The 24,601-nt window shown below is 69.5% G+C and carries 23 protein-coding genes and 1 pseudogene; 11 read left to right on the top strand and 13 right to left on the bottom strand.

Annotation, left to right across the window (positions count from 1 at the left end; all coding sequences use genetic code 11):
* Positions 1-91 precede the first annotated feature (91 nt).
* A complete protein-coding gene (locus tag ACFY1L_RS55465) occupies positions 92-724 on the bottom strand; it encodes an HD domain-containing protein (protein WP_388843232.1) in 633 nt (210 codons plus the stop codon).
* Between the two features lie 112 nt (positions 725-836).
* Between ACFY1L_RS55465 and ACFY1L_RS55460 the strand changes: the two genes are divergently transcribed.
* Positions 837-3,503 (top strand): LuxR C-terminal-related transcriptional regulator, encoded by a 2,667-nt coding sequence (locus ACFY1L_RS55460; protein WP_388843230.1) that lies wholly within the window; start codon positions 837-839, stop codon positions 3,501-3,503.
* 23 nt (positions 3,504-3,526) lie between these two features.
* Here ACFY1L_RS55460 and ACFY1L_RS55455 read toward each other — a convergent pair whose 3' ends face one another.
* From ACFY1L_RS55455 to ACFY1L_RS55440, 4 genes are all read right to left on the bottom strand, one after another.
* On the bottom strand, positions 3,527-4,723 hold the full coding sequence (locus tag ACFY1L_RS55455) for a low temperature requirement protein A (protein ID WP_388843228.1): 1,197 nt from the start codon (positions 4,721-4,723) through the stop codon (positions 3,527-3,529).
* A gap of 18 nt (positions 4,724-4,741) precedes the next feature.
* Positions 4,742-5,209: a nuclear transport factor 2 family protein gene (locus ACFY1L_RS55450; RefSeq protein ID WP_388843226.1), complete on the bottom strand. Its 468-nt coding sequence runs from the start codon at positions 5,207-5,209 to the stop codon at positions 4,742-4,744.
* 499 nt (positions 5,210-5,708) lie between these two features.
* On the bottom strand, positions 5,709-6,365 hold the full coding sequence (locus ACFY1L_RS55445) for an NADPH-dependent F420 reductase (protein WP_388843225.1): 657 nt from the start codon (positions 6,363-6,365) through the stop codon (positions 5,709-5,711).
* Between the two features lie 170 nt (positions 6,366-6,535).
* Positions 6,536-7,303: a pirin family protein gene (locus tag ACFY1L_RS55440; RefSeq protein WP_388843223.1), complete on the bottom strand. Its 768-nt coding sequence runs from the start codon at positions 7,301-7,303 to the stop codon at positions 6,536-6,538.
* A 144-nt stretch (positions 7,304-7,447) separates the two neighbouring features.
* Here ACFY1L_RS55440 and ACFY1L_RS55435 point away from each other — a divergent pair, with 144 nt between their 5' ends.
* The 6 genes from ACFY1L_RS55435 to ACFY1L_RS55410 all read left to right on the top strand — a co-directional run bounded on the left by ACFY1L_RS55435 (position 7,448) and on the right by ACFY1L_RS55410 (position 11,040).
* Entirely contained in the window at positions 7,448-7,951 is a 504-nt protein-coding gene (locus ACFY1L_RS55435) for a MarR family winged helix-turn-helix transcriptional regulator (RefSeq protein WP_388843221.1), read from the top strand.
* 128 nt (positions 7,952-8,079) lie between these two features.
* The gene (locus ACFY1L_RS55430; protein WP_388843220.1) at positions 8,080-8,499 is read left to right on the top strand and encodes a nuclear transport factor 2 family protein; all 420 of its coding nucleotides are present in this window, start codon (positions 8,080-8,082) and stop codon (positions 8,497-8,499) included.
* Positions 8,500-8,583: 84 nt separating this feature from the next.
* Entirely contained in the window at positions 8,584-9,111 is a 528-nt protein-coding gene (locus ACFY1L_RS55425) for a YceI family protein (protein WP_388843218.1), read from the top strand.
* Positions 9,112-9,139: 28 nt separating this feature from the next.
* Positions 9,140-9,703: an NADPH-dependent FMN reductase gene (locus ACFY1L_RS55420; protein ID WP_388843216.1), complete on the top strand. Its 564-nt coding sequence runs from the start codon at positions 9,140-9,142 to the stop codon at positions 9,701-9,703.
* 15 nt (positions 9,704-9,718) lie between these two features.
* The gene (locus ACFY1L_RS55415) at positions 9,719-10,630 is read left to right on the top strand and encodes an oxidoreductase (RefSeq protein WP_388843214.1); all 912 of its coding nucleotides are present in this window, start codon (positions 9,719-9,721) and stop codon (positions 10,628-10,630) included.
* Between the two features lie 38 nt (positions 10,631-10,668).
* The gene (locus ACFY1L_RS55410) at positions 10,669-11,040 is read left to right on the top strand and encodes a nuclear transport factor 2 family protein (protein WP_388843212.1); all 372 of its coding nucleotides are present in this window, start codon (positions 10,669-10,671) and stop codon (positions 11,038-11,040) included.
* A 134-nt stretch (positions 11,041-11,174) separates the two neighbouring features.
* On the opposite strand, the gene ACFY1L_RS55405 is transcribed toward ACFY1L_RS55410, so the two are convergent.
* Together ACFY1L_RS55405 and ACFY1L_RS55400 are read right to left on the bottom strand one after the other, a co-directional pair.
* On the bottom strand, positions 11,175-12,044 hold the full coding sequence (locus ACFY1L_RS55405) for a recombinase family protein (RefSeq protein ID WP_388843210.1): 870 nt from the start codon (positions 12,042-12,044) through the stop codon (positions 11,175-11,177).
* Positions 12,045-12,248: 204 nt separating this feature from the next.
* Entirely contained in the window at positions 12,249-13,187 is a 939-nt protein-coding gene (locus ACFY1L_RS55400; protein WP_388843208.1) for an AraC family transcriptional regulator, read from the bottom strand.
* A gap of 111 nt (positions 13,188-13,298) precedes the next feature.
* Here ACFY1L_RS55400 and ACFY1L_RS55395 point away from each other — a divergent pair, with 111 nt between their 5' ends.
* Complete coding sequence (locus ACFY1L_RS55395; RefSeq protein ID WP_388843206.1) at positions 13,299-14,147, top strand: NmrA family NAD(P)-binding protein; 849 nt, start codon at positions 13,299-13,301, stop codon at positions 14,145-14,147.
* Positions 14,144-14,596, top strand: coding sequence for a nuclear transport factor 2 family protein (locus tag ACFY1L_RS55390; RefSeq protein ID WP_388843204.1), 453 nt, complete (start codon positions 14,144-14,146; stop codon positions 14,594-14,596). Before ACFY1L_RS55395 ends, ACFY1L_RS55390 begins: the two co-directional genes overlap by 4 nt.
* Positions 14,597-14,668: 72 nt before the next feature.
* On the opposite strand, the gene ACFY1L_RS55385 is transcribed toward ACFY1L_RS55390, so the two are convergent.
* The 5 genes and pseudogenes from ACFY1L_RS55385 to ACFY1L_RS55365 all read right to left on the bottom strand — a co-directional run bounded on the left by ACFY1L_RS55385 (position 14,669) and on the right by ACFY1L_RS55365 (position 19,806).
* Positions 14,669-15,763, bottom strand: a complete 1,095-nt coding sequence (locus ACFY1L_RS55385) for a Tn3 family transposase (protein WP_388843202.1) — start codon at positions 15,761-15,763, stop codon at positions 14,669-14,671.
* Positions 15,756-16,112: pseudogene (locus tag ACFY1L_RS55380) on the bottom strand (DUF4158 domain-containing protein); the annotation flags it as partial. The gene ACFY1L_RS55385 and the pseudogene ACFY1L_RS55380, both read right to left, overlap by 8 nt.
* Positions 16,113-16,385: 273 nt before the next feature.
* The gene (locus ACFY1L_RS55375; protein WP_388843201.1) at positions 16,386-16,529 is read right to left on the bottom strand and encodes a hypothetical protein; all 144 of its coding nucleotides are present in this window, start codon (positions 16,527-16,529) and stop codon (positions 16,386-16,388) included.
* A 295-nt stretch (positions 16,530-16,824) separates the two neighbouring features.
* Complete coding sequence (locus ACFY1L_RS55370; protein ID WP_388843199.1) at positions 16,825-17,082, bottom strand: hypothetical protein; 258 nt, start codon at positions 17,080-17,082, stop codon at positions 16,825-16,827.
* A 60-nt stretch (positions 17,083-17,142) separates the two neighbouring features.
* Entirely contained in the window at positions 17,143-19,806 is a 2,664-nt protein-coding gene (locus tag ACFY1L_RS55365) for a LuxR C-terminal-related transcriptional regulator (protein ID WP_388843197.1), read from the bottom strand.
* A gap of 265 nt (positions 19,807-20,071) precedes the next feature.
* Here ACFY1L_RS55365 and ACFY1L_RS55360 point away from each other — a divergent pair, with 265 nt between their 5' ends.
* On the top strand, positions 20,072-21,772 hold the full coding sequence (locus ACFY1L_RS55360; protein ID WP_388843195.1) for an MFS transporter: 1,701 nt from the start codon (positions 20,072-20,074) through the stop codon (positions 21,770-21,772).
* 263 nt (positions 21,773-22,035) lie between these two features.
* Here the strand turns inward: ACFY1L_RS55360 and ACFY1L_RS55355 are convergent, their stop codons facing one another.
* Positions 22,036-22,935, bottom strand: a complete 900-nt coding sequence (locus tag ACFY1L_RS55355; RefSeq protein WP_388843193.1) for an NAD-dependent protein deacetylase — start codon at positions 22,933-22,935, stop codon at positions 22,036-22,038.
* Positions 22,936-23,338: 403 nt separating this feature from the next.
* Between ACFY1L_RS55355 and ACFY1L_RS55350 the strand changes: the two genes are divergently transcribed.
* Positions 23,339-24,490: an RNA-guided endonuclease InsQ/TnpB family protein gene (locus ACFY1L_RS55350; RefSeq protein WP_388843192.1), complete on the top strand. Its 1,152-nt coding sequence runs from the start codon at positions 23,339-23,341 to the stop codon at positions 24,488-24,490.
* Positions 24,491-24,601: the final 111 nt, after the last annotated feature.

Below are 24,601 nucleotides of genomic sequence, written 5' to 3'. Positions count from 1 at the left end.
CCCGTGCCCGCACAGCGCGGTGAAGCAGGAAGCCCCCGGAAGGGTCAGACGACCCAGGCCGGAATCCCTGGACTTTAGGCCAGGGAGCACGTCAATCTCCCCAAGGAGATGAGGCGGCCGCCAACTCCATCCTTGTCACACCGTCGGTCTGACGCTCGCGCAGCAGTTCGCCGCCGATGGAGTAGCGAGGCGCCGCGGCGTCTGACCGAGCAGCTCGTTCCACGATGGCGTCGACCAACGAACGCACCATGTCGAGACGGGGGTAGGCGGCGTGGATCTCCTCCTGCCATGCAGAGGCCAGGTCCGCATTGCGCCCAAAGTCCATCCCCACACCTTCGCGAGTGAGGTAACTCAGCAGCCCTCGGCGCTCGGCAATGCCAGAGGAGGTATGGAGAGCGATAGCCTCCCAGACGCGGTCGATGTCCGCCGCGGGAATGCCATGTTCCTGCAGCAGAGCTGCCGCCAGGTCGGCACCCTCCACCTCGAAGCGGGCTTCGCCCTTCGCGAGATTGCCGGTACCCAGATCGTGCAGGACGGTTGCGGCGAACAGCAGGTCACGATCGTATGCGGCGTCTTCCAGACATCCCTCGCGCTCAGCCAGGAGCTGCGCGAAATAGAAACTCCGCACACTGTGGTTGAAGACAGAAGTGGTTTCGGAGTCACGCACCGCTGAGACGATGGCCTCGGCCAACGGTCCAGTCGGAAGCTCAAGCGAGAAGTCCATTTGTGCAGGCTAGGCGTCCCGAGTCCAACCACGGCAGGTGCATGCGTGACACCTGACGCAAAATTCGCGCCATTTCCCGGCCGCGCCGGTGAGGTGGCCTCACTGGATTCGGGTGATCTCCTCGGATTACGCTGGCGGCACGCCTGGAGGAGATTACGCGATGGCTGATGGGCCGGGCAGAGCCGGGTTGATCGATCGGCACGACCTGGTCGCCACCCTGGAGCTTGCCGCCCGACAGCGAGTAACGATCATCTCGGCGTCGGCGGGCAGCGGGAAGACCTCTTTGTTGCGGGCCTGGGCCGACCGGTTCGGTCAGGAGCGTCCCATCGCGTTCGTCTCGGTACGGCTCGGCCAGCACGATGCCCAGCTGTTCTGGCTCGACCTGGTCGGTGCGGTCCTCGGTGCTCTGAACAAGGCGGCGGAACCGCCGCACGCGACGCCCGGCTTCGACGGCAGCGCCATGGTGGACCGGGTGCTGTCGGAGCTCGCCGAGACCGACAAACCCATCACGCTGGTCATCGACGATCTTCACGAGCTCGACTCGGAGGCCCTCGAACAGCTCACCTCGCTGCTGACCCGCCTTCCCCGTCACGCACACGCGGTCCTCGCCACCCGCCGCGATCTTCCCCTACGGCTGCACAGGCTGCGTCTCACAGGCGATCTGGCCGAGATCCGCGGCCCGCAGCTGCGCTTTGCCGAGGCCGAGACCCGCGCCTTGCTGGCGGCATCCGGCCTGGAGCTGCCTGACCACCTCACCGCGACACTGCAGCAGCGGACCGAAGGCTGGGCCGCCGGCCTGCGGCTCGCGGCGCTCTCCCTGGCCGGCCACCCCGACCCCGAGCGGTTCGTCGCCGAATTCTCCGGCAGCGACCGCAGGGTGGCCGAATATCTGATGGCCGAGATGCTGGAGCGGCAGCCCAAGAACTTCAAGCGACTGCTCCTGCGCACGTCCGTGCTGGACCGGGTCAACGGCGAGCTCGCGGACCTGCTCACCGGTTCGACCGGGTCGGAGCGGATCCTTCTGGAGCTGGAGGACGCGAACGCGTTCGTCGTGTCGCTCGACCCCGACCGCACCTGGTTCCGCTACCACCACCTGTTCGGCGGGCTCCTGAGGCTGGAACTACGCCGGACGCAGCCCGAGGAGCTGCCCGAACTGCACAGGCTTGCCGCAGGTTGGCTGGTGGGGCGGACACGGATCGCCGATGCCATCGAGCATCTCCAGGCCGCGGGTGACTGGTCCGAGGCGGCCCGTCTGCTTACCGACCATGCCCTGAGTCTGACCCTGGACGGCCAGGCGGACACCGTCCAGGCGCTGCTGGGTTCCTTCCCCGCCGGGACGTACGAGAACGAGTTGGCCCTGGCATACGCGACCGCCGACCTCAACCGGCAGCGTCTAGAGGAGGCATCCGCCCATCTGGAGATCGCGCGAACCTATGCCAAGACAACGCCGCCGGACCGTGGCAACCGCCTGACCATGGCGATCTTTTCCCTTGAACTGCTGCTGGCGCGGCTGCGCGGCCATTTCGACGATGTGTTCGAGCTGATGGGCTCGCTACCGTCGCCCGCGGCCGGCCAGTCCAACGCCGACATCGCGCTCGGCAGCGATCTGCGCGCCGACGCGCTGCTCAACCTCGGAGTCACGGAGGCGTGGCTGCTGCGGCTTTCCGACAGCGAACGTCACCTCACGGAGGGCGCCGCCTTTGCCCGCGCCATCGAGCGGCCCTACCTGGAGGTCGCCTGCCTCGCGCACATCGGTTTCGCCGCCACCATCCACTCCTTCGGCCTGGCACGTCGACGCTGCGAGGAGGCGATCGCGGTTGCCACCCGGCACGGCTGGGACAACCTTCCCGTCATCGTTCCCGCGCTGGCGACGCTCGCCGGGGCCAAGATCTGGATGGGCGAGTTCGACGACGGCGAGCACTGGCTGGAGCGCGCAACACGGGCTGGCCGGTCGGGTGCCGAACCGGGGATCCGGCTGCTCCTGCACCTGGTCACCGGGGTGCTGCACGCCGCGCGCGGCCAGGGCGACCGGGCGCTGGAGGAGTTCGACGCAGCCACCCAGGTGAACGCCCGAATGGAGGGGGAACACGCGTTGGCGACTCGGGTGGCGTCCTGGACGATCGCCACGCAGGCCCGGCTCGGTTTGATCGAACAGGCCCGGGCTGGGGTCGCGTTGCTCACGGACCGGCAGCTGGCCAGGGGCGAGCTTTGCAACGCGATCGCGACGCTGCGCCTCGCCGAGCACGACCCCGTCGCCGCCCGAAGCGCGCTGGAACCCGTGCTGGACGGAACCGCTCCCGTCAACCCGCATCTCACCCTTGTCGAAGCCCACCTCCTGGACGCCCTCGCTCATCACGAACTGGGCGGGGAACACGCGGCAGGAGCCGCCGTCGAGCGGGCACTCTCCCTCGCCGAGCCGGACCGGCTGATCCTCCCGTTCGCCATGACCGGTGCCTGGAGGCTGCTGGAAGCGCTGCTGGCGCGAGGGAACACGCACAGGGCGCAGATCACCGACATCCTCGACGCGGTGCACGGTTGTGCCAGGCCCGTCGACGCCGACCAGGACCGGGCCGAGCCGCTCAGCCCGAGCGAACTGCGTGTGCTGCGCTACCTGCCGACCAACCTCACCCGGCAGGAGATCGCCAACGAGATGACGGTCTCGCTGAACACCGTCAGCACGCACATTCGCAACATCTACACCAAGCTCGGAGTCACCGACCGTTCGGCGGCCGTGCAACGCGGCCGTGAGCTGCGCCTTCTGCCTGTCGGCAGGGCCTGAGATCCTGGACGGGGGTGCGGCTGCTACTCCCTGCCCGTGTCGTTCGCCGTATGGCGGATGACGGCGACGCACCAGGGCATGCCGAGCAGGACCACGAGGGCCACCCCGAGAGGCAGCGGAGTGGGGCGTACGACGGCAAGCGCCAGGCAGAGGACGCCCACGGCAGCGCAGGTGCGGGCAACGGGGCGATAGAACGCGCGGTCGCCGCTCCATGCCTCAAGGCTGGCCGCCAGGGCCATCGTGGCGCCGAGCGCGACGACCGTGGCGGCACACAGCAGCCACGCGATGGAAGCCGGGGTGCGGTCGGCGTGGGCGTGCTCCACCAGGCCCGGCATGGTCGCACCCATGGCGGCGACCGCGGCCGTCAGTGGCAAGTGGGCGAGGATCCATTGGACGGTCGCCGCACGGGTCGGCCGCGGCGGGCGGTGGCCGACGAAGTCGAAGTACGTCCACCACGCGCCGAAACCGATCACGACGGCTACTAGGCCGACGGCGATCGTGAGTGTGTTCGCGGGCTCGTGGGCCAGCCCGTCGACCACGCCGACCACTGTCTCGCCGAGCACGATGATGATGAGCAGGCCGAAGCGCTCGATGAGCGCGGGCGTGACAGTGAGGCCGGGTGCCGCCGTCCCGATCATGACGCTGAAGCCCGCGAGATAGACGAGGCCCAACAGGAGCCAGACCGTGAGGCGACCGTCGGCCGGCAGCGAGGCCGTCGAGGCCAGCAGGGCCGCACAGGCGGCGGTCCCGGCCACGAACACGAGACTGGAGCGGCGGTACTCCGCACTCGTGCCGCGCCCGGCGAGACGCCAGATCAGGGTGAGGACCGCGAACAGCACAGCGGCGCTGACCGAGAAGGCGAAGCCGCCCGAGCCGCCGGCCTCAGGGATGAACGCGCCCAGCGGGACCATGGCGAGAATCTGCACGAGCAGCACCGTCCGGCTCCGGGCGTCCTCGCGGCCGTGCAGGTCGTGGTAGAGGCTGCCGTTGAGCCAGGCGATCCAGATCAGCGTGAACACCGCGGCGAACTCCGCGAGCCCGCGCCAGGTCAAGTGCCCCGACAGGTGATGGGCGGTCTGGCCGACCAGCACGACCACGACCAGGTCGTAGAACAGTTCCAACGGGCTGACGACGCGTTCGAGCGGCTGCTCGCCGTGCGGGCGCGGCGGCTGCCACAGCCGGCGGTGCAGCCGCGCCCAGCGTTCGCGTGCCTCGGGCATGGTGCGTGAGGGGCCGGATCAGAGCTGAAGGGGCCGTATATCGGTCCAGTTGACCAGGAGGCGGCGCTCGGCGAACAGCCACTCCCCCTCCCGCTTGACCATCGTGTCGAGGTAGCGGATCGAGGCGACCATCATCGTCCGTGACCCGTCGTCGGCCTCCGTCAGATGGTGGGCCAGGCAGTAGGTTTCCCCGCTCGCGCGGTCGCCTTCAAGCTCGACCGTGCTCTGTCCGTTGAAGTGCATGGTGGCGGCGTAGGCGTTGAGCGCGTCGAAAACCGGCGCCAGCGACTCGCGGTCGTGAAGCTCCTGGGTGGGCTCGGGGTCCCGCGCGTCCATGTACACCACGAAGTGGGTGTCCTCGGTGAACAGGGCCATCTGGCCCTTGGCGTCACGCCGGTCGGCGCAGTGCGCGTAGGCGTCGATCAGTTCGCGGAGGGCGAGCCGGTCGGCGGCCTCCGCTTCGGTCACTGACGTATGGATACTCACGGCGACATCTCCTTCGCAGGCCGCGGCGCCCTCACGGCACGCCCCTGCTCAGGGTCGCCGCCGGGCAGGTGAAAGGTCCTCACCGGATTCCGGTGATTTCGCCGGCCGACCTGCCGTCCGTACGTCTCTGCGCCCCGAGCCGGGTGATCTGGTCCGTCCGCAGAATGAGGGGTCCGGAACCGTCGAGCCGGGCCAACGGCGATTATCGCCCGCCCGAGGTGCTTGGTGCTGGTCACGTGGCGGGGCGCCACACGTCGCGGCAGCGGATAGGGCCAGGCCGACTTACCAGGCAGATGACTCAGCGCAGCGCGACGGGCAATCGGGTGGCCAAGGTGTTCGTGCGCGCAGAACGGCGTCGAGTGGACCGCCGCCCCGAACGATGCAGAGCCCGCCTGACCACCCAAGACAGCGGCCGCGCCCATCCCCGTGGGGCGCACCGCGTGGGGCCGAGGATCACGCCGCCCCGGTCATGCTCTGCTCCGCTCCTTCGCGTCTGGCTTCACTGGTGAGCGGCGTCAAGCTCGGCCCGGGCCTGGTCGAGGTCGACGACTTGGCCGTTGAGCCCGAACTGGTGCAGGTCGCCTCCGGGTGCCTCGATGCGTTCGGCGTCGGCCAGGCCGCCGGCCTTCACCGGGTCGAAGCCGGCCGCGCGGATCAGCCGCTCGGCCGTCACTGCGGCGCTGCTGTCGTCGGTGGCGTAGAAGAGCGCCGCACGGCGCGGCGAGCGGTTCGCGCTTGCCGTGAGCACATCGGCGCCCAGGGTGCCGAACGCCTTCACGTAGTGGGCGTTCTCAGGCAGCAGGGCGGCGATCACCGATCCGGCCGACTGCCCTTCGGGCAGCGACCGCTCGACCTGGCCCTTGTCGTCGAACATGATCGGGTTCGACGGGTCGATCACGACCTTGCCCTCAAGCAGCGATCGGACCTGCGGAATCAGCTCCCTCATGGCATCCAGCCAGATGGCGAACACGACGGTGTCCGCACCCGTGATCGCGTCCTGCACGGACGCGGCGCGTGCAAGCGGCCCGAGCTCGTCCGCGAGCTCCTCCGCGCGCGCCGCGCCCTTCCCCGCCAGGACGACGCTCTCGCCCCCGGCTACCAAATGCCGGGCGACGGCACTCCCGATGTTGCCGACCCCTACGATTGCGGTGGTCATCCTCAGCCTTCCCTTCCGTTGACGTTGAACCAGTTCTAGCTCCGATGTCTCAGATGTCCTGGACGTCGCCGCGCAGGGGTCCGAATACCTGATACGCCCTCACCCAGTCGGCCGGTCCCGGTGCTTGAGGACCATCCGTCCTCGTCGACGATCCGCGCTCGGTCGGCCCATCAGACGGTGGCGGTGGCGTGCATCTCCCAGAGGAGAATTTCGGCCGACTCGACGGCGGCGACGCCCTGTCCACCGGTGGCGGTGAAGCGGGCTGCGTCGCCCTGGGCGAGGACGCCCACACCTTCGAGGTCCACCGATCCGCGCGCGACGAAGAGGTGCAGGAACGGCGCCTCGGGCAGCGTGACCTGCTGCCCGGGGCGCAGCCTCGCCGCGTGCAGGGCGGCGTGCCGGTTGTGGATCCGGATCGCGGTCGCGTCCCGGTGTCGGTCCATGCCCGAGGCCACGGTGAAGAGCGACCCGCTGAGCAGTTCGTCGTCGATCTCCAGCTGCTCGTAGCCGGGCGTGACGCCCGCCTCGTCGGGCAGGACCCACATCTGGACGAAGTGCACGGGAGTGGTGGGGTGTTCGCCGGTCAGCCGGTAGGTGTCGTTCTTCTCCGAGTGCAGGATGCCGGTTCCGGCGCTCATCCGCTGGGCCAGGCCGGGGTAGATCACGCCGGAGTGGCCGCCGGAGTCCTGGTGGACGAGCGAGCCATGGAGCACCCAGGTGACGATCTCCATGTCCCGGTGAGGGTGCGTCTCGAAGCCCGTGCCGGGCTGCACCAGGTCTTCGTTGTTGACCAGCAGCAGGCCGTGGTGCGTGTTGGCCGGATCCCGCCGTGAGGTGCCGAGTGAGAACGAGTGCTTGGAGTCGAGCCAGGACAGTCGGCTCGACTGCCGCTCGCCGGCCCGTCGTACCTCGACCGTGGGTGTCAGCAGTCCGGGCATCGGGTGCCTCCCTCGATTCCGAATGTTCGGCATTCAACTTTGAGCGTACGTCGCCATCACATGAATGTTCAAGTTATAGCGCCTCCCGTGGAACCTTAAGGCTGACCCATGTCATCCGCACGGCGCGGCTGATACGCTCCCAGAGTGACCCCCCAGGACGAGGCGCCCCAGGCGCCGGTAGACGAGCATGCGGACCTGTGGCTCGCCCCCGGCGAGCTGGCCTCCTGGCTGTCGGTGGTCCGCCTGATGACCCGCCTGCCGTGGGCCATCGACACGCAGCTGCAGCGCGACGCCGACCTGAGCATGGTCGAGTACATGGCCCTGGCCATGCTGTCCGAAGCCCCCGAGTGGACTCTGCGCATGAGCGTTCTCGCCGAGAACACCAGCACGTCGCTGTCGCGGCTCTCGCACATGGTCAAGCGGCTGGAGAGGCGCGGCTACGTCCGCCGCGAGCCGGACCCGGCGGACGGGCGCTTCACCAACGCCATCCTCCAGCCCGCCGGCATGGGCAAGCTCGAGTCCGCCGCTCCGGCACACGTGGCCTACGTCCGCCACCTGGTCGTGGACAACCTCTCCGGCGAGCGCCTGCGCCGTCTCGGCCAGGACGCCGAGCGCATCCTGCAGCGTATCGACTCGCCCGCGTGTTGACTTGAGACATCAAGCGACCTTCTAGCTTCTTCTTGGAATTTCGATGCCATCGCTGGGCTTGCTCTCAGCATTGACTTGAATGTTAAAGTGAATCCACAAGGTATTGCCGTCCCGGGAGGAGAGTTGAGATGTCGCTCGACAATGAGAAGATCATCCGCAGCGCGTACCAGGTCGCCGAGGAGCAGGATGTCGCCGGCTGGGTCGCGGCGTTCACCGAGGACGGGACCTTCACCGACACGTCGATCCCGTACACCTACCGCGGCGCCGACGAACTCGGGAAGACAGTCGAGGTCTACGCCAAGGCCTTTCCCGACATGCACCGCGAGCTCGAGCGGTTCTACGTCACCGGCGACGTCGTGATCGTGCAGCTGAGGCTGCAGGGCACCCACCTCGGCCCGCTGGAGCTGCCCGCCGGGACCGTCCCGCCCACGGGCAAGCGCATGGATGCCCCCTGCTGCGACGTGTTCGAGCTGGTCGACGGCAAGATCAAGCGCTTCGACTGCTACCCGTCCGGCACTGTCATCGCCGCCCAGCTCGGCCTCGCCTGAGCAACCGACCTAAAGCTTCACTTGAATGTTCAAGTCGAAGGGGTTAGAGTTTGACTTGAATGATCAAGTTATCAGGAGGTCATCATGACCACCGCAACGCCGACGCCGGGACAGTACGTCATCGACGTCCCCCACTCCGAGATCACCTTCACCACCAAGCGCAACTTCGGGCTCGGTACCGTGCGCGGCAGCTTCCGGCGGCGCGGCGGCACGGTCTCCCTCGCCGAGCCGCTCACTGGCAGCCGGGTGGACGCCGTCGCCGACGCGGCCAGCTTCGACACCGGCAACAAGAACCGGGACCGCCAGGTCCTGTCCAAGGCGCTGCTGGACACCTCCAGCCACCCCGACATCGTGTTCACCTCGACCGGGGCCGAGCTGGACGAGGCCGGCGCCTGGGCCCTGCCGGGGCTGCTGACCGTGCATGGTGTCCGTGGACCTGTCACGTTCACCGTTGCGAGGGCCGAGGTCGACGGCGACCAGATCGCTGTAGAGGCCACCGCGACCGTGGACCGCTACGCCCACAGTGTCACCAAGCTCCAGGGCGTGGCCGGACGGCACCTGCGGCTGACCGCGACCGTCCGCGCCCGCCGCACCGACGGCAGCCCCGCCTAGCGGCGCGGCCGCGGAAGGAGCGAACGTCATGAGCACTCTCAAGATCGCCGTGATTCTCGGCAGCACCCGCCCCGGCCGCAACGGCAAGGCGGTCGCCGACTGGGTCATCGACCGGGCGGGCGCCCGGACCGCCGCCGAGTACGAGCTGGTCGACCTCGCCGACTGGCCGCTGCCCTTCATGGACGAGCCGCTGCCGCCGTCCATGGGCCGGTACCAGGGCGAGCACACCAAGGCCTGGACCGCCAAGGTCGCCCAGTTCGACGGCTACGTGTTCGTCACCCCGGAGTACAACCACTCCATCCCCGGCGTGCTGAAGAACGCAATCGACTTCGCCTACGCCGAGTGGAACAACAAGGCCGCCGCCTTCGTCTCCTACGGCACCGTCGGCGGCATGCGGGCCGCCGAGCACCTGCGCACCATCGCCAGCGCGGTCCAACTCGCCCATGTCGACCAGCAGCTGGCCTTCTCGCTGTTCACCGACTTCGAGAACCTCTCGCTCTTCAAGCCCGTCGAGCACCGCGACTCCGCGGTCACCAAGCTCTTCGACGAGCTCGAGGCCTGGTCCACGGCGATGAAGACGCTGCGCGACTGAGCGGCTGGAGGCACCATGCCCGAGCAGAACCCTCCCCTCGCGTCCGCAGGCACGTTCGCACTCGGCTCCTGGCAGGTGCGCCGGATCGGATACGGCGCGATGCAACTGGCCGGCGACAATGTCTTCGGCCCGCCCCGCGACCGCGACGAGGCACTGCGCGTGCTGCGCGCCGCGGTCGCCGGCGGCGTCAACCACATTGACACCGCCCAGTACTACGGCCCCGGCGTCGTCAACGAACTGATCCGCGAGGCACTGCACCCCTACCCGGATGACCTGGCCATCGTCAGCAAGGTCGCCGCCCGGCGCGACGAGAACGGCGCCGTCCTGTCCTACGACGAACCGCACCAGCTGCGCGAGGGCATCGAGGAGAACCTCGCCACGCTCGGCGTCGACCGCCTGGCCGCGGTGAACCTCCGCATCATCGACGGAACGACCGCGCCGGGCAAGCGCTTCGACGCCCAGCTGGCGGAGCTCGCCCGGGCCCGAGACCAGGGCCTGATCGACGGCATCGGCCTCAGCAACATCTCGCGGGAACACCTGCTGCGGGCCGCCGAGCAGACGCAGATCTCCTGCGTCCAGAACCTGTTCAACCTCGCGGACCAACGCTCCCTCGAGGTACTCCAGGAATGCACGATCAGAGGGATTGCGTTCGTGCCGTTCTGCCCACTCGGGTGGCCGCGCGGCATTCAGAACCGGATCCTCTCCAGCCCCGTCCTCGCCGACCTCGGCAAGCGGCTGCGTGCCACCCCGGCGCAGCTCGCCCTCGCCTGGCTGCTCGACCTCTCACCCAACATCCTGCTCATCCCCGGCACCCGCACCCGCACGCACCTGGCCGAGAACCTCACCACCGCGTCGATACGGCTCGACGAGAGGGCACGCAATGAGCTGGCCCGGGCATTCCCCCCGGCCTCGAACCGCCCTGCCTGAACGCCGACCCTGGCCACGTCACCCCCGGAGGCCCACCTATGAGCACCACCGTCGCCGACCTGATGCGTCGCAACCTCCTCGACGTCTTCAACGAACCCGACCCCGAACGCCGCGCAGCGGCCATCGCGCAGACCTACGCCGAGGACGTCGTCTGGCACGAGCCCGACCGCATCGTCCGCGGGCGCGAGGCTCTCGCGCACCGCGCCGCGGAGCTCCGGGAGCAGACCCCGGACTGGGTCTTTCAGCCGGATGGCCCCGTCTCGGTCAACGACGACCTCGGCCACCTCGGCTTCCGGTACGGCCCTTCGGGCCAACCGCCCGTCGTGAGCGGAATGGACATCGCCCACTGCAAGGACGGGGTCATCGTCGAGCTCTACACCCTCGCGGCTGAGGTCCCCCAACCATCCTGACCGCCCGGCCGGTACTGCGCGTCCGCGCGGGAGGAGCCGGCGCGCTCTGCGGTGACCGTCCACCACGTGGGTGCGAACGTTGGGGTCGGCCCCGGTCTCCTAGCTCAGACACCAGCCGCAAAGTAGCGGGGCGATCACGTACTCGCCGCCGTGGCGGCCTGCTCGTCGTGTTCACGGAGCATTCGCATCACGGTGGCGGGTGAGGGGTGCTGGCCCTTCTTCGTGCCAGTTGTGATGACGAGCCGCTTGGCGATGTCGCGGAGGCTCATCTCCTGGTCGCGCAGGTGGAGAGCCATGGACAGCATGGACTCGTCGGTGACGCCCGCGCCGCCGATGGTCTTGCCGCGCTTGCGGGCGGATTCGTGGCCTTCGAGGGTGCGGTCGCGGATGTACTCGCGCTCCATGCCGGACATCGCGGCGAGCACGGTGAACACGATGCCGGAGGGGTCGTGCGAACCCTTCAGCTCTCCGGTGAGGAACTCCAGGCCGACGTCGCTGGCCTTCAGTTCCTCGGCGAGCATGGCGAGTTCGATGCCGCGGCCGAGGCGTTTGTGCTCGTGGACGACGAGGGTCACGGCGACGCCGGAGGAGCGGATCTCCCCGGCGAGTTTCACGGCGGACTCCAGCTCGGGGCGCCGAGCGGCGCGGGTGGAGATCTTCTCCGAGAAGATGCGGGTGACCCCGGCCTTGGCGAGGGAGTCGAGCTGCGCGTCGAGGGACTGGCGGGCGGTTGAGGCGCGGGCGTAGCCGAGGCGGACGTGCCCGACTGGTTTGGCGCCGGCGCTCATTGGCCGGGGTAGCTCGGTCCAGGCCGAACCCGGCTTGCGTACGGCGGGGGTCGGCACGCTGAGCGTCTTGGCAAGTTGAGGCACGAGGCGGAAGCGGGCGGTGTGGTACTGGATGGCCACGTTGCCCTTGCCGGTCCGGCACGGGGAGCCCGCGGGGGCGGCGCAGGTGGACATCGGGCAGTCGTGCGATTCCACTCGCTTGAAGTCGTCGCTCACAGCTCCGGAGCGTTTCATGAGGGTGTTTCAGCCGTCCAGTTGTTTGCAACAACTCATGAAACATGATCGGCGCAGGTGGGCCGCCGGGCGGAGAGGTGTTTCACGAGCGACCACCTATGAAACTGGACACGGCCGAAAGCCGGTGCCATCTGCTGCGGTCGGACGCCGGGGTCCGACTGGTCGGCGGGCGCGGCCGATCGCCGCTCACGACCCGGGGTGGGTGGTCAGCAGTCGTGTGTGTGCGGTTGTTCGTTCCCTGTGTCGCCAGGTTCCTGGTGGTTCTCCGTGGTGTCGGCGGAAGGCTGCGGCGAACGCGAAGGGCGAGCCGTAGCCGATGGTGTCGGCGATCTGGGCCAGGCTGAGGTCGTCGGCGCGCAGGTGGTCGCGGGCGAGGGTCATGCGCCATTCGGTCAGGTACTGCACGGGGGCCTGGCCGAGTGCGTCCCGGAACGCCCGCGCGAACGCGGCGCGGGACAGGCCGCTGATCGCGGCGAGTTCAGGGACTGTCCACGGGTGGGCCGCGTTCTCGTGCATGGCTTGCAGCGCCGCGCCCAGCCGCGGGTCCGCGGACGCCCGGTACCAACGTGGTGCGGTCGTGCTGCGGCGGAACTCGCTGCGGATGGCCAGGACGAGCAGCAGGTCCAGGAGGCGGTCCAGAACTATCTGCTGGGCGAGTTCGCTGCGGACCAGCTCGCGGGACAGCAACGTGATCACGTCCCGCAGCGGGTCGTCGTCGGCCGCCGAGAGGGTCATCACCTGGGGCAGTGCGTCGAGCAGCCCGGCGCCGACATCGCCGGAGAACTGGTAGGCGCCGCACAGGAACACGGTGGCCTGCGGGTTGTCCCCGGGGCCCATCCGGGCGTGGTGTGCCCGGAACTCCTCCGGCTCCAGGCACGCGGCGCCCGGCTCGTGCCCGATGTAGTGGTCCGGGCCGCCGCGCACCAGCGTGACGGTCCCCGGTATCAGCTCCACGGTGCTGCCGGGGGTGTCGAGCCACAGGTAGCCCCGGCCGCGGACCACGGTGTGCACCGACAGCTGTATCGAACCGCCCAGCCGCAGTCCCCACGGCGGTTCGGCGACTGTCCGCGCGAACACCGCGCCGGCGGCGCGCGCCCGCACCAGGTGGTCGGTCAGCAAGTCCATGGGACCAGCTTGGCCAGCACGGGCAGCCAGGGTCAAGGCGCGAGAGCTTCACGTAAAAGGACGAGCGAATCACGCATGGTTTGTCTTGCCTGGGGCCGCAAGCATGGAGTCATGAACAATGAAGCCTCCACCACGCTCATCCTTGGCGGCACGGGCCGGACCGGTTCGCTGCTGGCCGACGCGCTCGCCCGGCGGGGAAGCGCCACCCGTACCGCGGCGCGCAGCGGAGCGGACGTCCGGTTCGACTGGGACGACCCGGCCACCCACGCGGCCGCACTGGCCGGCGCCGACCGCCTCTACCTGGTCACGCCCACGATGCGCGTGCGCTACGCCGACCAGGTCGGCGCGTTCCTGGACCTCGCCGAGACGGCCGGCGTGCGGCACGTCACCTACCTCAGCGTCTACAACGCCGACCAGGCGCCGCCGGAGATCGACATCGCAGCCGTCGAGGCCGATCTGGCCTCCCGCAGCACCATCACGCACGCGGTCCTGCGCCCTTCGTGGGTGATGCAGAACTTCGCCGACGGCCACATCCCGGTCATCGACGGAGTGATCACCGTCCCCAGCGGCGGCAACACGGAAGCCTTCGTCGACGCGGCCGACATCGCAGCGGTCGCGGCCGAGACGCTGCTGAACCCCGCCACCCACGCCGGTGCCGCCTACGCGCTCACCGGCCCGCAGGCCCTCACCTTCGGTGACGTCGCGGACGCCCTCGCCGCCGTGAGCGGCCGCCCCATCGCCTACCGCGACATCGAACAGGAGACGTGGATCAGCGGCGCGGTCGCCGCAGGCGTCTCCGCCGACTACGCGGTGATGATGCGCTGGCTCACCGGCGCCATCGTCACCGGCAACGGCGCCACGCCCACCGGTGACATCGAGAAGGTCACCGGCCAGCCGGCCACTGCCTTCCGCGCGTTCGCCGAGCGCGACGCCCAGGCGTGGGCCCCGGAGGCGAAGTGAGCAAGACGGTCAGCGACGACACGCCCCTGGTCGGGGCGGACAGCGCGTTCTTCCGCATCATCAAGGACGGCCTGGACGGCCTGGTCGACGGGGAGGACTTCTACGATCTGCTGGCCGAGGACGTGGTCTTCGAGTACGTGATCACCGTGCCGGGCTACCCCCGGCGGGTCGAGGGACGCCAGGGGATCATCGACCTGTACCGCGACTACGGCGACTACGTGAAGCTGCACAGTGCGGACAACCTCCGCGTGCACCGGGACCCCGAGACCTCCGTGGTCGTCCTGGAGTACGAAGTGCACGGCACGTCCGTCCCCACAGGGCGGCCCTACGACAACCGCTTCGTCTCCGTCGTGACCATCAAGGACCGCAAGGTGACCCACTGGCGCGACTACCTGGACCCCGTCGCCGTCTTCGACGCCCAGGGATGGCCCCAGGGCGGTCGCCCGTAAGAGCCGGCGAGCCCACCGAGCGCCCGCCACGCGGCTTCGTTCACGGGCGGGTCGCGAGATCCTGGAAGTCTTTCATCGTGCCTCTGTGCCCGATCGGGCCCCGGCGTCTGCCGGGGCCCGGGGACGGGGAACGGCGGCGGGCCTTAGGTCGAGGCGCTTGCTCATGTCGAGGCGGAAGGTGCCGTACGGGTTGACATTGGACCAGAACAGCGTTGTCAGACCGCGCCGGTCCTCATCGCTCAGCCTCGATGCCCATGCCGGTCCGGCCAGGACCTGCTGGACCAGCAGGGTGTTGATGTGCACGAGCGCGGACTGCAGCAGGTGCAGGGCGAGCATCGAGGTCTCGGCGTGCTCCTTGTCAGGCCCGGTCAGGGCCCCGTCCTTGCCATAGTGGAGCACGGTATTCGCGCTGTTCCAGTTCTCCACGGCCTGGAGCCCGCCGTGGATCTCCCGGTGCAGGCCGGGGCCGGCGAGGTAGTCGCAGGCGAAGATGGTGCGTACGGCGCAGCCGAGTTCTTCGAGCGCGGCGTACGTGGGGTGCTTGGGGCCGCCGCGGGTGAAGCGCCGCAGGACCTGCTCCGCCTTCGCCGTCCCGAGTCTGAGCGCGGTGGCGTACTTCACCATCTGGTCGTACTGCTGCTCGATCAGCTCCCAGCGGATTGGCCGCGTCAGCGAGGCGCCGAGCGCCGGCCAGCCGGGCGGGGTGTCGTCCGGGCGGTACAGGCGGATGCTGCCGATGTTCTTCAGCCGGGGCAGCAGGCGGAAGTTCAGCAACTCGGTGAAGGCGAACCCGACCACGCTCGCGCCGTGCGTGCCGACGTAGTTCGACTCGATCTCGGCGTCCATGCAGTGCCGCAGCAGGCCCTCGATCATCGCCGCGACTTCGGACGACGAGCAGTTCTTGAGCTGGGAGTAGATGCAGACGTTCTTCCGCTCGACGTGCCAGTAGATCATCACGCCGTTGCCGCCGTAGCGGGCGTGGCAGGGAGTCCAGGCTGACCGCGCCGGGGTCGCGGTTGAGCGCGGCCAGCAGGGCGGTCCCCGCCTCGTTGTCCTCAGCCACCAGCGACAGCAGCCGAGCCGTGCCCGCCTCGCCCAGGCGGCCGATCGTGCGGGCGCAGAACGTCTTCTCCCACTTGCCCCGCGCCGCGACGAGTACCTTCTCAACCCGGGTCCGGCCCGGCGGCTCGATCTTCCGGGCCTGGCACTCGACCAGCAGGGCCTCGCGCTGCTGGTCCTCCACCAGCTCGACCGGACAGACCTCAACGGCCAGCCACTCGGCCAGGGCCTTCTCTTCTGCGACTGTCGACGGCCGGAACCCCAGGGCCCCGCGGATCTGCTTGCGGTGGTACTCGGCGGTCCGGCCGATCAGCGTGTACTTCGCGAAGTCGGTGGCCGGGACCTTCACCAGTTCGGCGACGTACTCCACCGCAGATGGCGGGACCTCTCCCAGCACATCGGGGAACCGGCCTTCCAGCTCGAAGAACTTCAGCAAAAGGCTGAAGCCGAGACCGGGTCGTCTCGCTCTTGTTCGCCACCAGGTCCCAGTCGCCGTCTACCAGCGTCCAGTTCGCCAGCAGCTCCTCTGGCGACCACTCTTGCCACACGCCCGCCCCTTTGGCCTCGATCACTTGATCAGACCAACGACGGCGCCCGGGAACGGGAAACGGGACGCATCCGGCTACCCGCAACCTACTTTGCGGCTGGTGTCTGGGCTAGGACACCGGGGCCGGGTCGCGATGGCGAGGCACGTATGCGAAGGCCGTGGAAATCCGTCCGTGACGAGAGATCAGAATGGGGGGACTGCGAACAAATCAGCCACCATCCCGGCGGTGCTCTCGATCGCCATCACGCTCAGCTGATCGGCATCGGGGGCCAGGTACGGGGTGAGGTCGAAGAACGCGCAGCAGCCCTGTTCGGCCGTGGCGAGCACCACGAGCTGCCTGGCGAGCTCGGCGTCCGGTGGGAAGGACAGCCGGAGCCCGTCGTCGATCTCCTCGAGCTACTCGGCCGGGGCGCCGAGCGTGCAGGCGAACGGGGCGTACCGCCACGCGTCCACGCGTCGTCAGACCGCCGACGCCCGACTCGAAGGTCAAGCTTCGATCACCGAAGCAGTCAGGGGTGGCAGTCGTGCTCACGGCTGGTCCTCCTTGATGCAGATCGCGCCCCGGCACTGGGATGTGCCAGCAGCCAACTGGCTGATCGAGTGCGCCCGAAGCTAGTAGCCGTCAAGGTGAGCGGCGGTCACCTGGTACCGGTGATTTGCGGTCCGGGCGGTCCGGGGTGAGCTTTTGGATCTCGAGCAGGTCCAGGCCGAGCGCCTCGATCTCGGCCAGCACGCCGTACAGTGCCGACCGGTCCAGCAGGCCGGTGAGCACGGTGTGCGGGCCGCGACGCTGCGGCACCAGCGCCGGAAACGCCGACAGCACGGTGGCGCCGAGGTGCCCGTCGATCCGGATGATGTACGGGGCGGGTGCCGAGTCCATGGCGCCATGGTCGAGCGCGGGCAGGTGACCCCGCATCACCGGGATCCGGTGGCGGCCGGGCTAGCGCGTGCGGCGGCCGGCCAGCAGCCGCAGTTCTCTGGCGCGTTTCACGGCCGAGGACCGGTCACGGACCTGGAGCTTGGCGTAGATGCTGCGCAGGTGCGTGCTGACGGTGTTCGGCGAGACGGAGAGTTCGCTGGCAATCTCGGGCCGGGACAGGTTGGTCGGCAGAAAACGCAGCACCCTGAGTTCGGTCGGGCTAAGCTCCTCCGCCGGCGGCAACGCGGCCTGCTCTTCGGCCGCCGGGGATGAGCCGTGGAGGACGTCGAGGATGTCGTCGAGCAGCGCGGCGTGCGCGGTTTGGTGCCGGGGCAGCGCCTCGAGCAGCTCTGCTGAGCCGGTCATCGCGAACGGCAGGACCAGCCGGTTGGACTCCGCCAGGGCCAGCGCCTGTTCCGCGGCCTGGTTCGCCGCGCGCTGGTCACCGAGTTCACGATGGGCGAGCCCGGCGAGCAGGTGCGCCTCGACGACCGTGACGTAACCGAGGACCGGTGCCGTGCCACCGAGAACATCATGCAAAGCACCCAGGGCTCCTGCCGGATCGCCTTCCGTGAGGCAGATCGCCGCGCGGGCGTTATGGAGCTCACCGGAGCCGGCCCGCTCGTCATCGAGCGCCGCGAGGGCGGAGCGGGCTTCGCCGGGCAGCCCGAGGCGGGCTTGCGTGGCGAGCAGCCAGCCGGTCATCTGGCTCGCCAGCGCCCATGATCCCTCCAACCGCGATACCAGGTGTTCGGCCGTGCCGAACTCCTCGAGCGCCTCGCGGCGGCGGCCGCGACCGGCGTGCAGCATCGCGGCCGTCTGGTGCAGCAGCAGCCTGATGTCCGGCCCGGTGTCTGTTCGCAGAGCCCGTTCGGTGCGCCGCAACCACCGCTCGCCCTCGTCGAACTCACCCAGCCACACCATCGTGCCGGCGAGCGTCATCAGCGCGGGTGCGATCACAGGTTCCGTGCCCCAGCCGTACCGTTCGGCGAGCTCTATAGCCTCGCGGCACCGTCGCTGGGTCGTGGCCCACGCATCGATCTTCGGCATATCAGCACCATGGAAGATATACGCGAAACTGAGCTGCGCGAGGCAGCCGACTTCCAGGTACGGCCGGCCGATCTCCCGGGCCAGCACGGCACCCTCGCGGAGGTGGCGTACGGCGTCTGGCAGCCCCAGCGACCACGCCTCGGCCGTCCCCAGATTCATCAGCGCCACCGCGCGCAGGTCGTTGTCCAAGGCGATGTCCTCGTCGGACTGCCCGGATACCGGGGAGTCGAGGAACCTGACGTTCTCGACGACGCCGGCCAGGTGACCTCGCCGTCTGGCCAGTGACAGCTGCAGCGACGCGATCGCCACCCCGAGGCGGCGCCGGCGCTCCGGCGTCGTCGTCGCGGCGTACGTCTCGGCGACCGCCAGATGCGCGGCCGCCTCGTCCAGGCGCCCCTGGACCAGGTCACCCATCGCGCGCACCAGGGCCAGCTCGGGGCGGTCCTCGCCCGGCGGGAAGGCCCGCACCAGCGCCTGCATGGTCTGCGCCTGCCCGTCGAGCGTCAGGCTGAACGCATGGTCGGCCAGTAGCAGGGCCGCGTCAGCCCAGGCGCCGGCCGCCTGGGTGTGCCGGACGGCCTCGGCCACCTGGCCCTGCAAGGTGAACCATCCGGCCGCGCGCCGGTGCAGCGCGGGTACTTCTTCGGGCAGCGTCCGGCGCAACTCCAGCCGCAGGAGATCCGCGAACAGGTGGTGGTAGCGGAACCAGGTGCGCTCGGGGTTGAGCGATTCGACGAACGCGTTCGCGTCTTCGAGACTCAGCAGGACCTGTTCCGAGCTCGGGCGGCCGGTCAGCAGGTCGGCCAGTTCGCCGTTGACCCGATCCAGCAGGGAGGTGCGCAGCAGCAGATCCTGGACGTCGGGCGGCTGGCGTTCGAGCATCTCGGCGATCAGGTACTCGGCGACCGTGCGGTCGCTGCCGGAGAACTCCGCGACGAACCGCTCGGGGTCGGGATGGCCGACCAGGGAGAGCGCCGCCAGCCGCAGGCCCGCGGCCCACCCTTCGGTCCGCCGGTGCAGCAGCGCCGCTCCGGAGTCGGAGAGCGCGATGCCCGAGACGTTGAGCAGTTCGCGGGTTTCGCGCTCGGAGAAACGCAGGTCCGCCGCGCGGATCTCGGCGAGCTCGCCCGTCAGGCGCAGCCGGTGCAGCCGCAGCCGGACATCGTGACGCATGGTCAGTATTGCGTGCGTCTGCGAGGGAAGGCTGGTCAGCAGCCGGGTGAGCTGAGTGGGGGTCTCTGGCGAGAGCAGCTCGTGGAGATCATCGATGACCAGCGTGACGCCGTGGGCGTCGGCCAGCTCCGACAACACCCGGTCGACCATCGCCGACGCGTCGAAGTCGGGTGTCGCTGCCGGCAGTGCCTCGCCGCTGTCCGAACTGCCGTCCGCGTCGGTGGCGTGACGAACCGCACCGAGCACGGCCAGCCAAAACTGCTGGGCGTCTTGCTGGCCGCGCGGCACCTGCACGAGGGCGAGCCGACGTGGCTGACCCGGCCGGTCGGCCCAGGCGCGCAGCAGCGATGTCTTCCCGCTGCCGGCCGGAGCCGAGATGACCGTCACCTTGCCCGCCGCCGCGTGATCCAGGGCAGCGACGAGATCGTCCCGGTCGATCAGCCGGGGAGCTGCTGGAGGCACCGTTAAAGGACCGCCTTGCTATCCACGCCCGACACCCTGGCGCCGGTCACCACCCAGCCCCGGCACCCTTTCCCGTCGGTACCAGGCTAGCGCGCACCTACTGACGACTGCGCGCGAACCCCAGATCAGTCGGCGTCACGCTCACGCAGCATCGAAATCACCGGGATCGGGTGACGGCATCTCACCGGACTGGCGGCAAGCCTGGGCCCTTAGCGAAAGCTCGCACGGCCGCCAGGGACGTGCCCCGAGATCCAGGGGAGATACCGTGACCTCGCCAGCTTCCGGCGCGGGCAGCGCCTCCGACCCACCCGACCACGCGCCCACCACCCGGTCGGCGCGATCCGAGACCGGGCGTGCGGCCTCACCCTCCGCCCCGGCTGGCGGGCGGGACCACCGCCTCGGCCTGGCTCTGCTGGTCATCGCCACCGCCCAGCTCATGGTCGTGCTCGACGCGACCATCGTGAACGTTGCCCTCCCGGACATCCAGCAGGCGCTCGGCTTCTCCGGCAGCGGCCTGGAGTGGGTGGTGAACGCCTACGCGGTCACCTTCGGCGGCCTGCTCCTGCTCGGCGGCCGCGCCGGCGACATCCTCGGCCGGCGGCGGATGTTCGTCTTCGGCCTGCTCCTGTTCTCCGTGGCGTCGCTGCTCGGCGGGTTCGCCACCAGCCAGTCGTGGCTGCTCACCGCGAGGGCGGTACAGGGAGTCGGCGGCGCGGTGATCGCGCCGACCGCGCTGGCGCTGATCACCACCAACTTTCCCGAAGGCGGGGAACGCAACAGGGCGTTCGGCGTCTACGCGGCGATGGCCGGCGCCGGCAGCGCGGTGGGCCTGCTGCTGGGCGGCATACTGACGACCTACGCGTCGTGGCGGTGGGTGATGTTCGTCAATGTCCCGATCGGGATACTGGTGGCGGCCGCGGCGCCGCGCATGCTGACCGAATCGCCCCGCCGGCCGGGCCGCATCGACGTGGCCGGCGCGATCACCGGCACCGGCGGCGTCGCGCTGCTGGTCTACGGCCTGTCCAAGGCCGCCACGGGGCCCGACGGGGTATCGCACTGGGGTGACGCGCAGGTGGTGGCGTCGCTGGCCGCGTCCGTGGCGCTTCTCGTATCGTTCGTGCTGGTCGAGAGGCGTAGCTCGCACCCGCTGCTTCCGATGCGGGTACTCGCCGACCGCAACAGGTCGGGTGCGTACCTGATCATGCTGTGTGTCGCCACCGGGCTCTTCGGCTTGTTCTTCTTCCTCACCCTCTTCATACAGAACGTCCTCGGCTACAGCGCGATCCGGACGGGCATCGCGTACCTGGCGTTCGCCATCGGGGTCGTGATCGCCTCCGCGCTGGCCTCGAAGCTGGTGCAGCGGGTTGGCTCACGGCCGCTGATCGTGGCCGGCACCGCCGCGGTCGCGGGTGGGATGTTCTGGTTCTCCCTGCTGACCGAGCACGCCGGCTACGCCGGCCAGCTTCTCGGTCCGATGCTCGTCAGCTCGTTCGGGCTCGGCCTGGTGTTCGTCCCGCTGGCCCTGGTCGCCCTGCACGACGTTGCCGAGCAGGACTCCGGTGTCGCCTCCAGCTTGCTCAACGCTGCCCAGCAGGTCGGCGGCGCAATCGGGCTCGCTCTGCTCGGCACCGTCGCCTGGACGACCACTGCGGACAGCGTCAGGACTCAGGTCGCGCAGGCGGGCCGGCCGTTGCCGAAGCCGGGCACGCCCCCGCCTGCGTCCATCTACGACCACGCCCTGGCGGTCGGCTTTTCCCGTGCGTTCGTGGTCGCCGCGGGGATCGGGCTGCTCGGCCTGCTCATCGCGATCACCACCATCCGGGTCCCGCGCCAGGAACTGTCCGGTGCCGTGCCCGCGCCGCGAGAGACGGCGCCGCAGCCCGTGGCACAACATCCCGTGACTGTGCAGCGGCAGGAGGACCGAGCCGCCCTCGCCGCGGCAGCCCGTCCGTGCCGGCTTTGCTAGCCGACGCGTCGTCACCACCGGGGAGAAGAGCGCAGGGAAGTGTGCGGCTGCTGAGCGGCCGCGCACCGTTGTCGATCGGCCCTATTGTTCGGTCCCGGACGCCGCCGCGACAGCGGCGAAGTCCGGGAGTACGCCCATCTGCGGATGTGGTCGTCCACGGTGTTCGCCTCCCTGCCGAGGCCCGAGTTGGACAAGAGCCCCAGCCACACCTCGCCGATCGTGAGATCGATCGAGCTGGGAGCCGCCAGCGCGGCGGATGGCGGTCAGGCCGTCGCCGGGTCGTCGAGGGGGACACCCAGCCGGTCGGCCACGGTGGTGAGGGCCGCTCCCAGGGGAAGCGCGACGCGGGTGACGGCGTGCCGGTCGCCCCGGGTGGGGTCCCGGTTGACGATCAGTACCGGCTTTTCGGCCTGGGCTGCCTGGCGGACGAACCGGAGCCCGGACATCACCGTCAGCGAGGAGCCCAGCACCAGCAGCGAAGCCGCCTCACGAACCAGCCCCCGGCAGTGCTCCACTCGCCGCGGCGGAACGGATTCGCCGAAGAAGACCACGTCCGGCTTGAGAATGCCGCCGCAGAGCGTGCAGGCAAGAACACGGAAGTCGCCGACCTGTTCGTCGGTGAGGTCGGCGTCACCGTCCGGGTTGATGGCGGCGGCCGCCGGTGAGAAGCCGGGATTGGCCGCCTCCAGCCGGCGAGCGAGTTCGCGACGCGGGCTGACGGCACCGCACGTAAGGCAAAGGACCCGTTCCAGGCCGCCGTGGAGCTCTACGACGTCCTCGTTGCCGGCGGCCTGGTGCAGACCGTCGACGTTCTGGGTGATCACACCCGAGAGCAGTCCGTGTCGCGCGAACGCGGCCACCGCTCGGTGCCCGGCATTGGGGCGGGCGCGGCCGAAAGTGCGCCAGCCGAGGTGGCTGCGGGCCCAGTACCGGCGCCTGGCCTGGGCGCTGGCGGTGAAGTCCTGGTAGGTCATCGGGGTGTGCCGGCTCAGGCTTCCGCCCTCGCTGCGGTAATCGGGTATGCCCGACTCCGTGGAGAGGCCCGCCCCGCTCATGACCAGCACACCGCCGACGCTCAGCAGGTCGGCGAGCGGACCCAGATCCGTGGTGCCTGGAGGCAGGGCTCCGGCGGGGGTCCAGCTCAAAGTGGGGCGCATGCGCATGACGCCAGAGTACGCAAACCGCGACCGAGGCCTTGGTGCGCTCGCGGACACCTGCTTCTCGCCTCCGCTGAGGGGCGGGACTCGGCCCCACGGGAATGTCTTCCTCCGGTAGGCATCGAACGCCGCGCTGCGCAGGGACGTCACCCGGCGTCGGAGGCGAAGGCGGCCCGGCCTCGGGAACCGGAAGCTCCAGCACCCGCAGCACTTCGGGTTCCCCGAATTCAGCCAGTCCTAAGCTTGTTCTTCATCGGATTCCTCTGGTGGATACCCCCGGCTTCAGCCGGGGGAGGAAACGGGCCTCCTGCGCGGCAGGGCAAGGGGCTGGGATACGCCGCCAGGGCGGATCGCAGTGTTCTGACCCGCAGGTTTGATCACTTGCTTGTCGTCTCGCTAGCTTGTGCGCGTGACGGCGGCGTGCGTGAAGCGGGCGTTCAAATACCGCTTCTATCCGAGTGATGTGCAGGCGGCGGAGCTGGTGCGCACGTTCGGGTGCGTGCGCAAGGTCTACAACCTGGCGCTCGCCGCCCGCACCCAGGCGTGGCAACGGCGGGAGCGGGTGACCTACGGCCAGACCTCGGCCCTGCTGACGGCGTGGAAGAAGACCGAGGAGCTGGCGTTCTTGAACGAGGTGTCGTCGGTGCCGTTGCAGCAGACACTGCGGCACCTGCAGAGCGCCTTCACCCACTTCTTCAACCAGCGCGCCCACTACCCGCGTTTCAAGTCCCGGAAGACGTCGCGCAGGTCGGCCGAGTACACCACCAGCGGTTTCCGCTTGAGCGGCGGCAGGCTGACGCTGGCGAAGATGAGCGAGCCGCTGGACCTGGTGTGGTCCCGGCCGCTCCCGGCAGGGGCACGGCCGTCCACCGTGACCGTCTGGCAGGACAGCGCCGGGCGCTGGTTCGTCTCCCTGCGGTGCGACGACCCCACCGTGACGCCCCTTGCGGCCACCGGTCAGGTGGTCGGTGTCGATGTCGGCCTGGATCACCTGCTGACCCTGTCCACCGGCGAGAAGATCGCCAACCCCCGGCATGAGCGCCGCGACCGTACCCGCCTTGCCAAAGCCCAGCGGGTGCTGGCCAAGAAGGCCAGGGGTGAGGGCGCCAACCGGGCCAGGGCACGGCGCAGGGTCGCGAAGGTCCATGCGCGGATCGCCGACCGGCGCCGGGACCACCTGCACCAGCTGACCACTCGGCTCGTTCGTGAAAATCAAACGCTCGTGATCGAGGACCTGACCGTGCGCAGCATGGTCAGGAACCGGAACCCGGCCCGTGCCATCAGCGACGCGGCCTGGGCGGAGTTGCGGAGCATGCTGGAGTACAAAGCCGGCTGGTACGGGCGGGACGTCATCGCGGTGGACCGCTTCTTCCCCTCCTCCAAGCTGTGCTCCGCGTGCGGCAGGCTCGCCGCGAGCCTGCCGCTGCACGTGCGCACCTGGACGTGCGGCTGCGGCACGACCCATGACCGGGACGTGAACGCGGCGAAGAACCTTCTGGCCGCCGGGCTGGCGGCGTCTGTCTGTGGAGCTGGTGTAAGAGGTCCTAACAGAAGTTGTTGATCATGTGACTGTTGGCTTGCCCGCTCGTTGGTCTGGTCGTGGGAAAGCGACAGTCACGGCCTTGGATCGTGTCGGATGAACTGTGGGCGTTGATCGAGCCGTTGCTGCCCC

The organism is Streptomyces sp. NPDC001663 (genome assembly GCF_042893105.1).
Lineage (GTDB): Bacteria > Actinomycetota > Actinomycetes > Streptomycetales > Streptomycetaceae > Streptomyces.
This window is presented reverse-complemented; position numbering and strand designations above follow the sequence as displayed.

Coding starts and splice junctions, on each gene's coding strand:
- ACFY1L_RS55355 (WP_388843193.1), bottom strand. CDS start 22,935: ATGCGCATGCGCCCCACTTTGAGCTGGACCCCCGCCGGAGCCCTGCCT.
- ACFY1L_RS55395 (WP_388843206.1), top strand. CDS start 13,299: ATGAACAATGAAGCCTCCACCACGCTCATCCTTGGCGGCACGGGCCGG.
- ACFY1L_RS55415 (WP_388843214.1), top strand. CDS start 9,719: ATGCCCGAGCAGAACCCTCCCCTCGCGTCCGCAGGCACGTTCGCACTC.
- ACFY1L_RS55465 (WP_388843232.1), bottom strand. CDS start 724: ATGGACTTCTCGCTTGAGCTTCCGACTGGACCGTTGGCCGAGGCCATC.
- ACFY1L_RS55430 (WP_388843220.1), top strand. CDS start 8,080: ATGTCGCTCGACAATGAGAAGATCATCCGCAGCGCGTACCAGGTCGCC.
- ACFY1L_RS55410 (WP_388843212.1), top strand. CDS start 10,669: ATGAGCACCACCGTCGCCGACCTGATGCGTCGCAACCTCCTCGACGTC.
- ACFY1L_RS55425 (WP_388843218.1), top strand. CDS start 8,584: ATGACCACCGCAACGCCGACGCCGGGACAGTACGTCATCGACGTCCCC.
- ACFY1L_RS55400 (WP_388843208.1), bottom strand. CDS start 13,187: ATGGACTTGCTGACCGACCACCTGGTGCGGGCGCGCGCCGCCGGCGCG.
- ACFY1L_RS55445 (WP_388843225.1), bottom strand. CDS start 6,365: ATGACCACCGCAATCGTAGGGGTCGGCAACATCGGGAGTGCCGTCGCC.
- ACFY1L_RS55440 (WP_388843223.1), bottom strand. CDS start 7,303: ATGCCCGGACTGCTGACACCCACGGTCGAGGTACGACGGGCCGGCGAG.
- ACFY1L_RS55370 (WP_388843199.1), bottom strand. CDS start 17,082: ATGGACTCGGCACCCGCCCCGTACATCATCCGGATCGACGGGCACCTC.
- ACFY1L_RS55420 (WP_388843216.1), top strand. CDS start 9,140: ATGAGCACTCTCAAGATCGCCGTGATTCTCGGCAGCACCCGCCCCGGC.
- ACFY1L_RS55455 (WP_388843228.1), bottom strand. CDS start 4,723: ATGCCCGAGGCACGCGAACGCTGGGCGCGGCTGCACCGCCGGCTGTGG.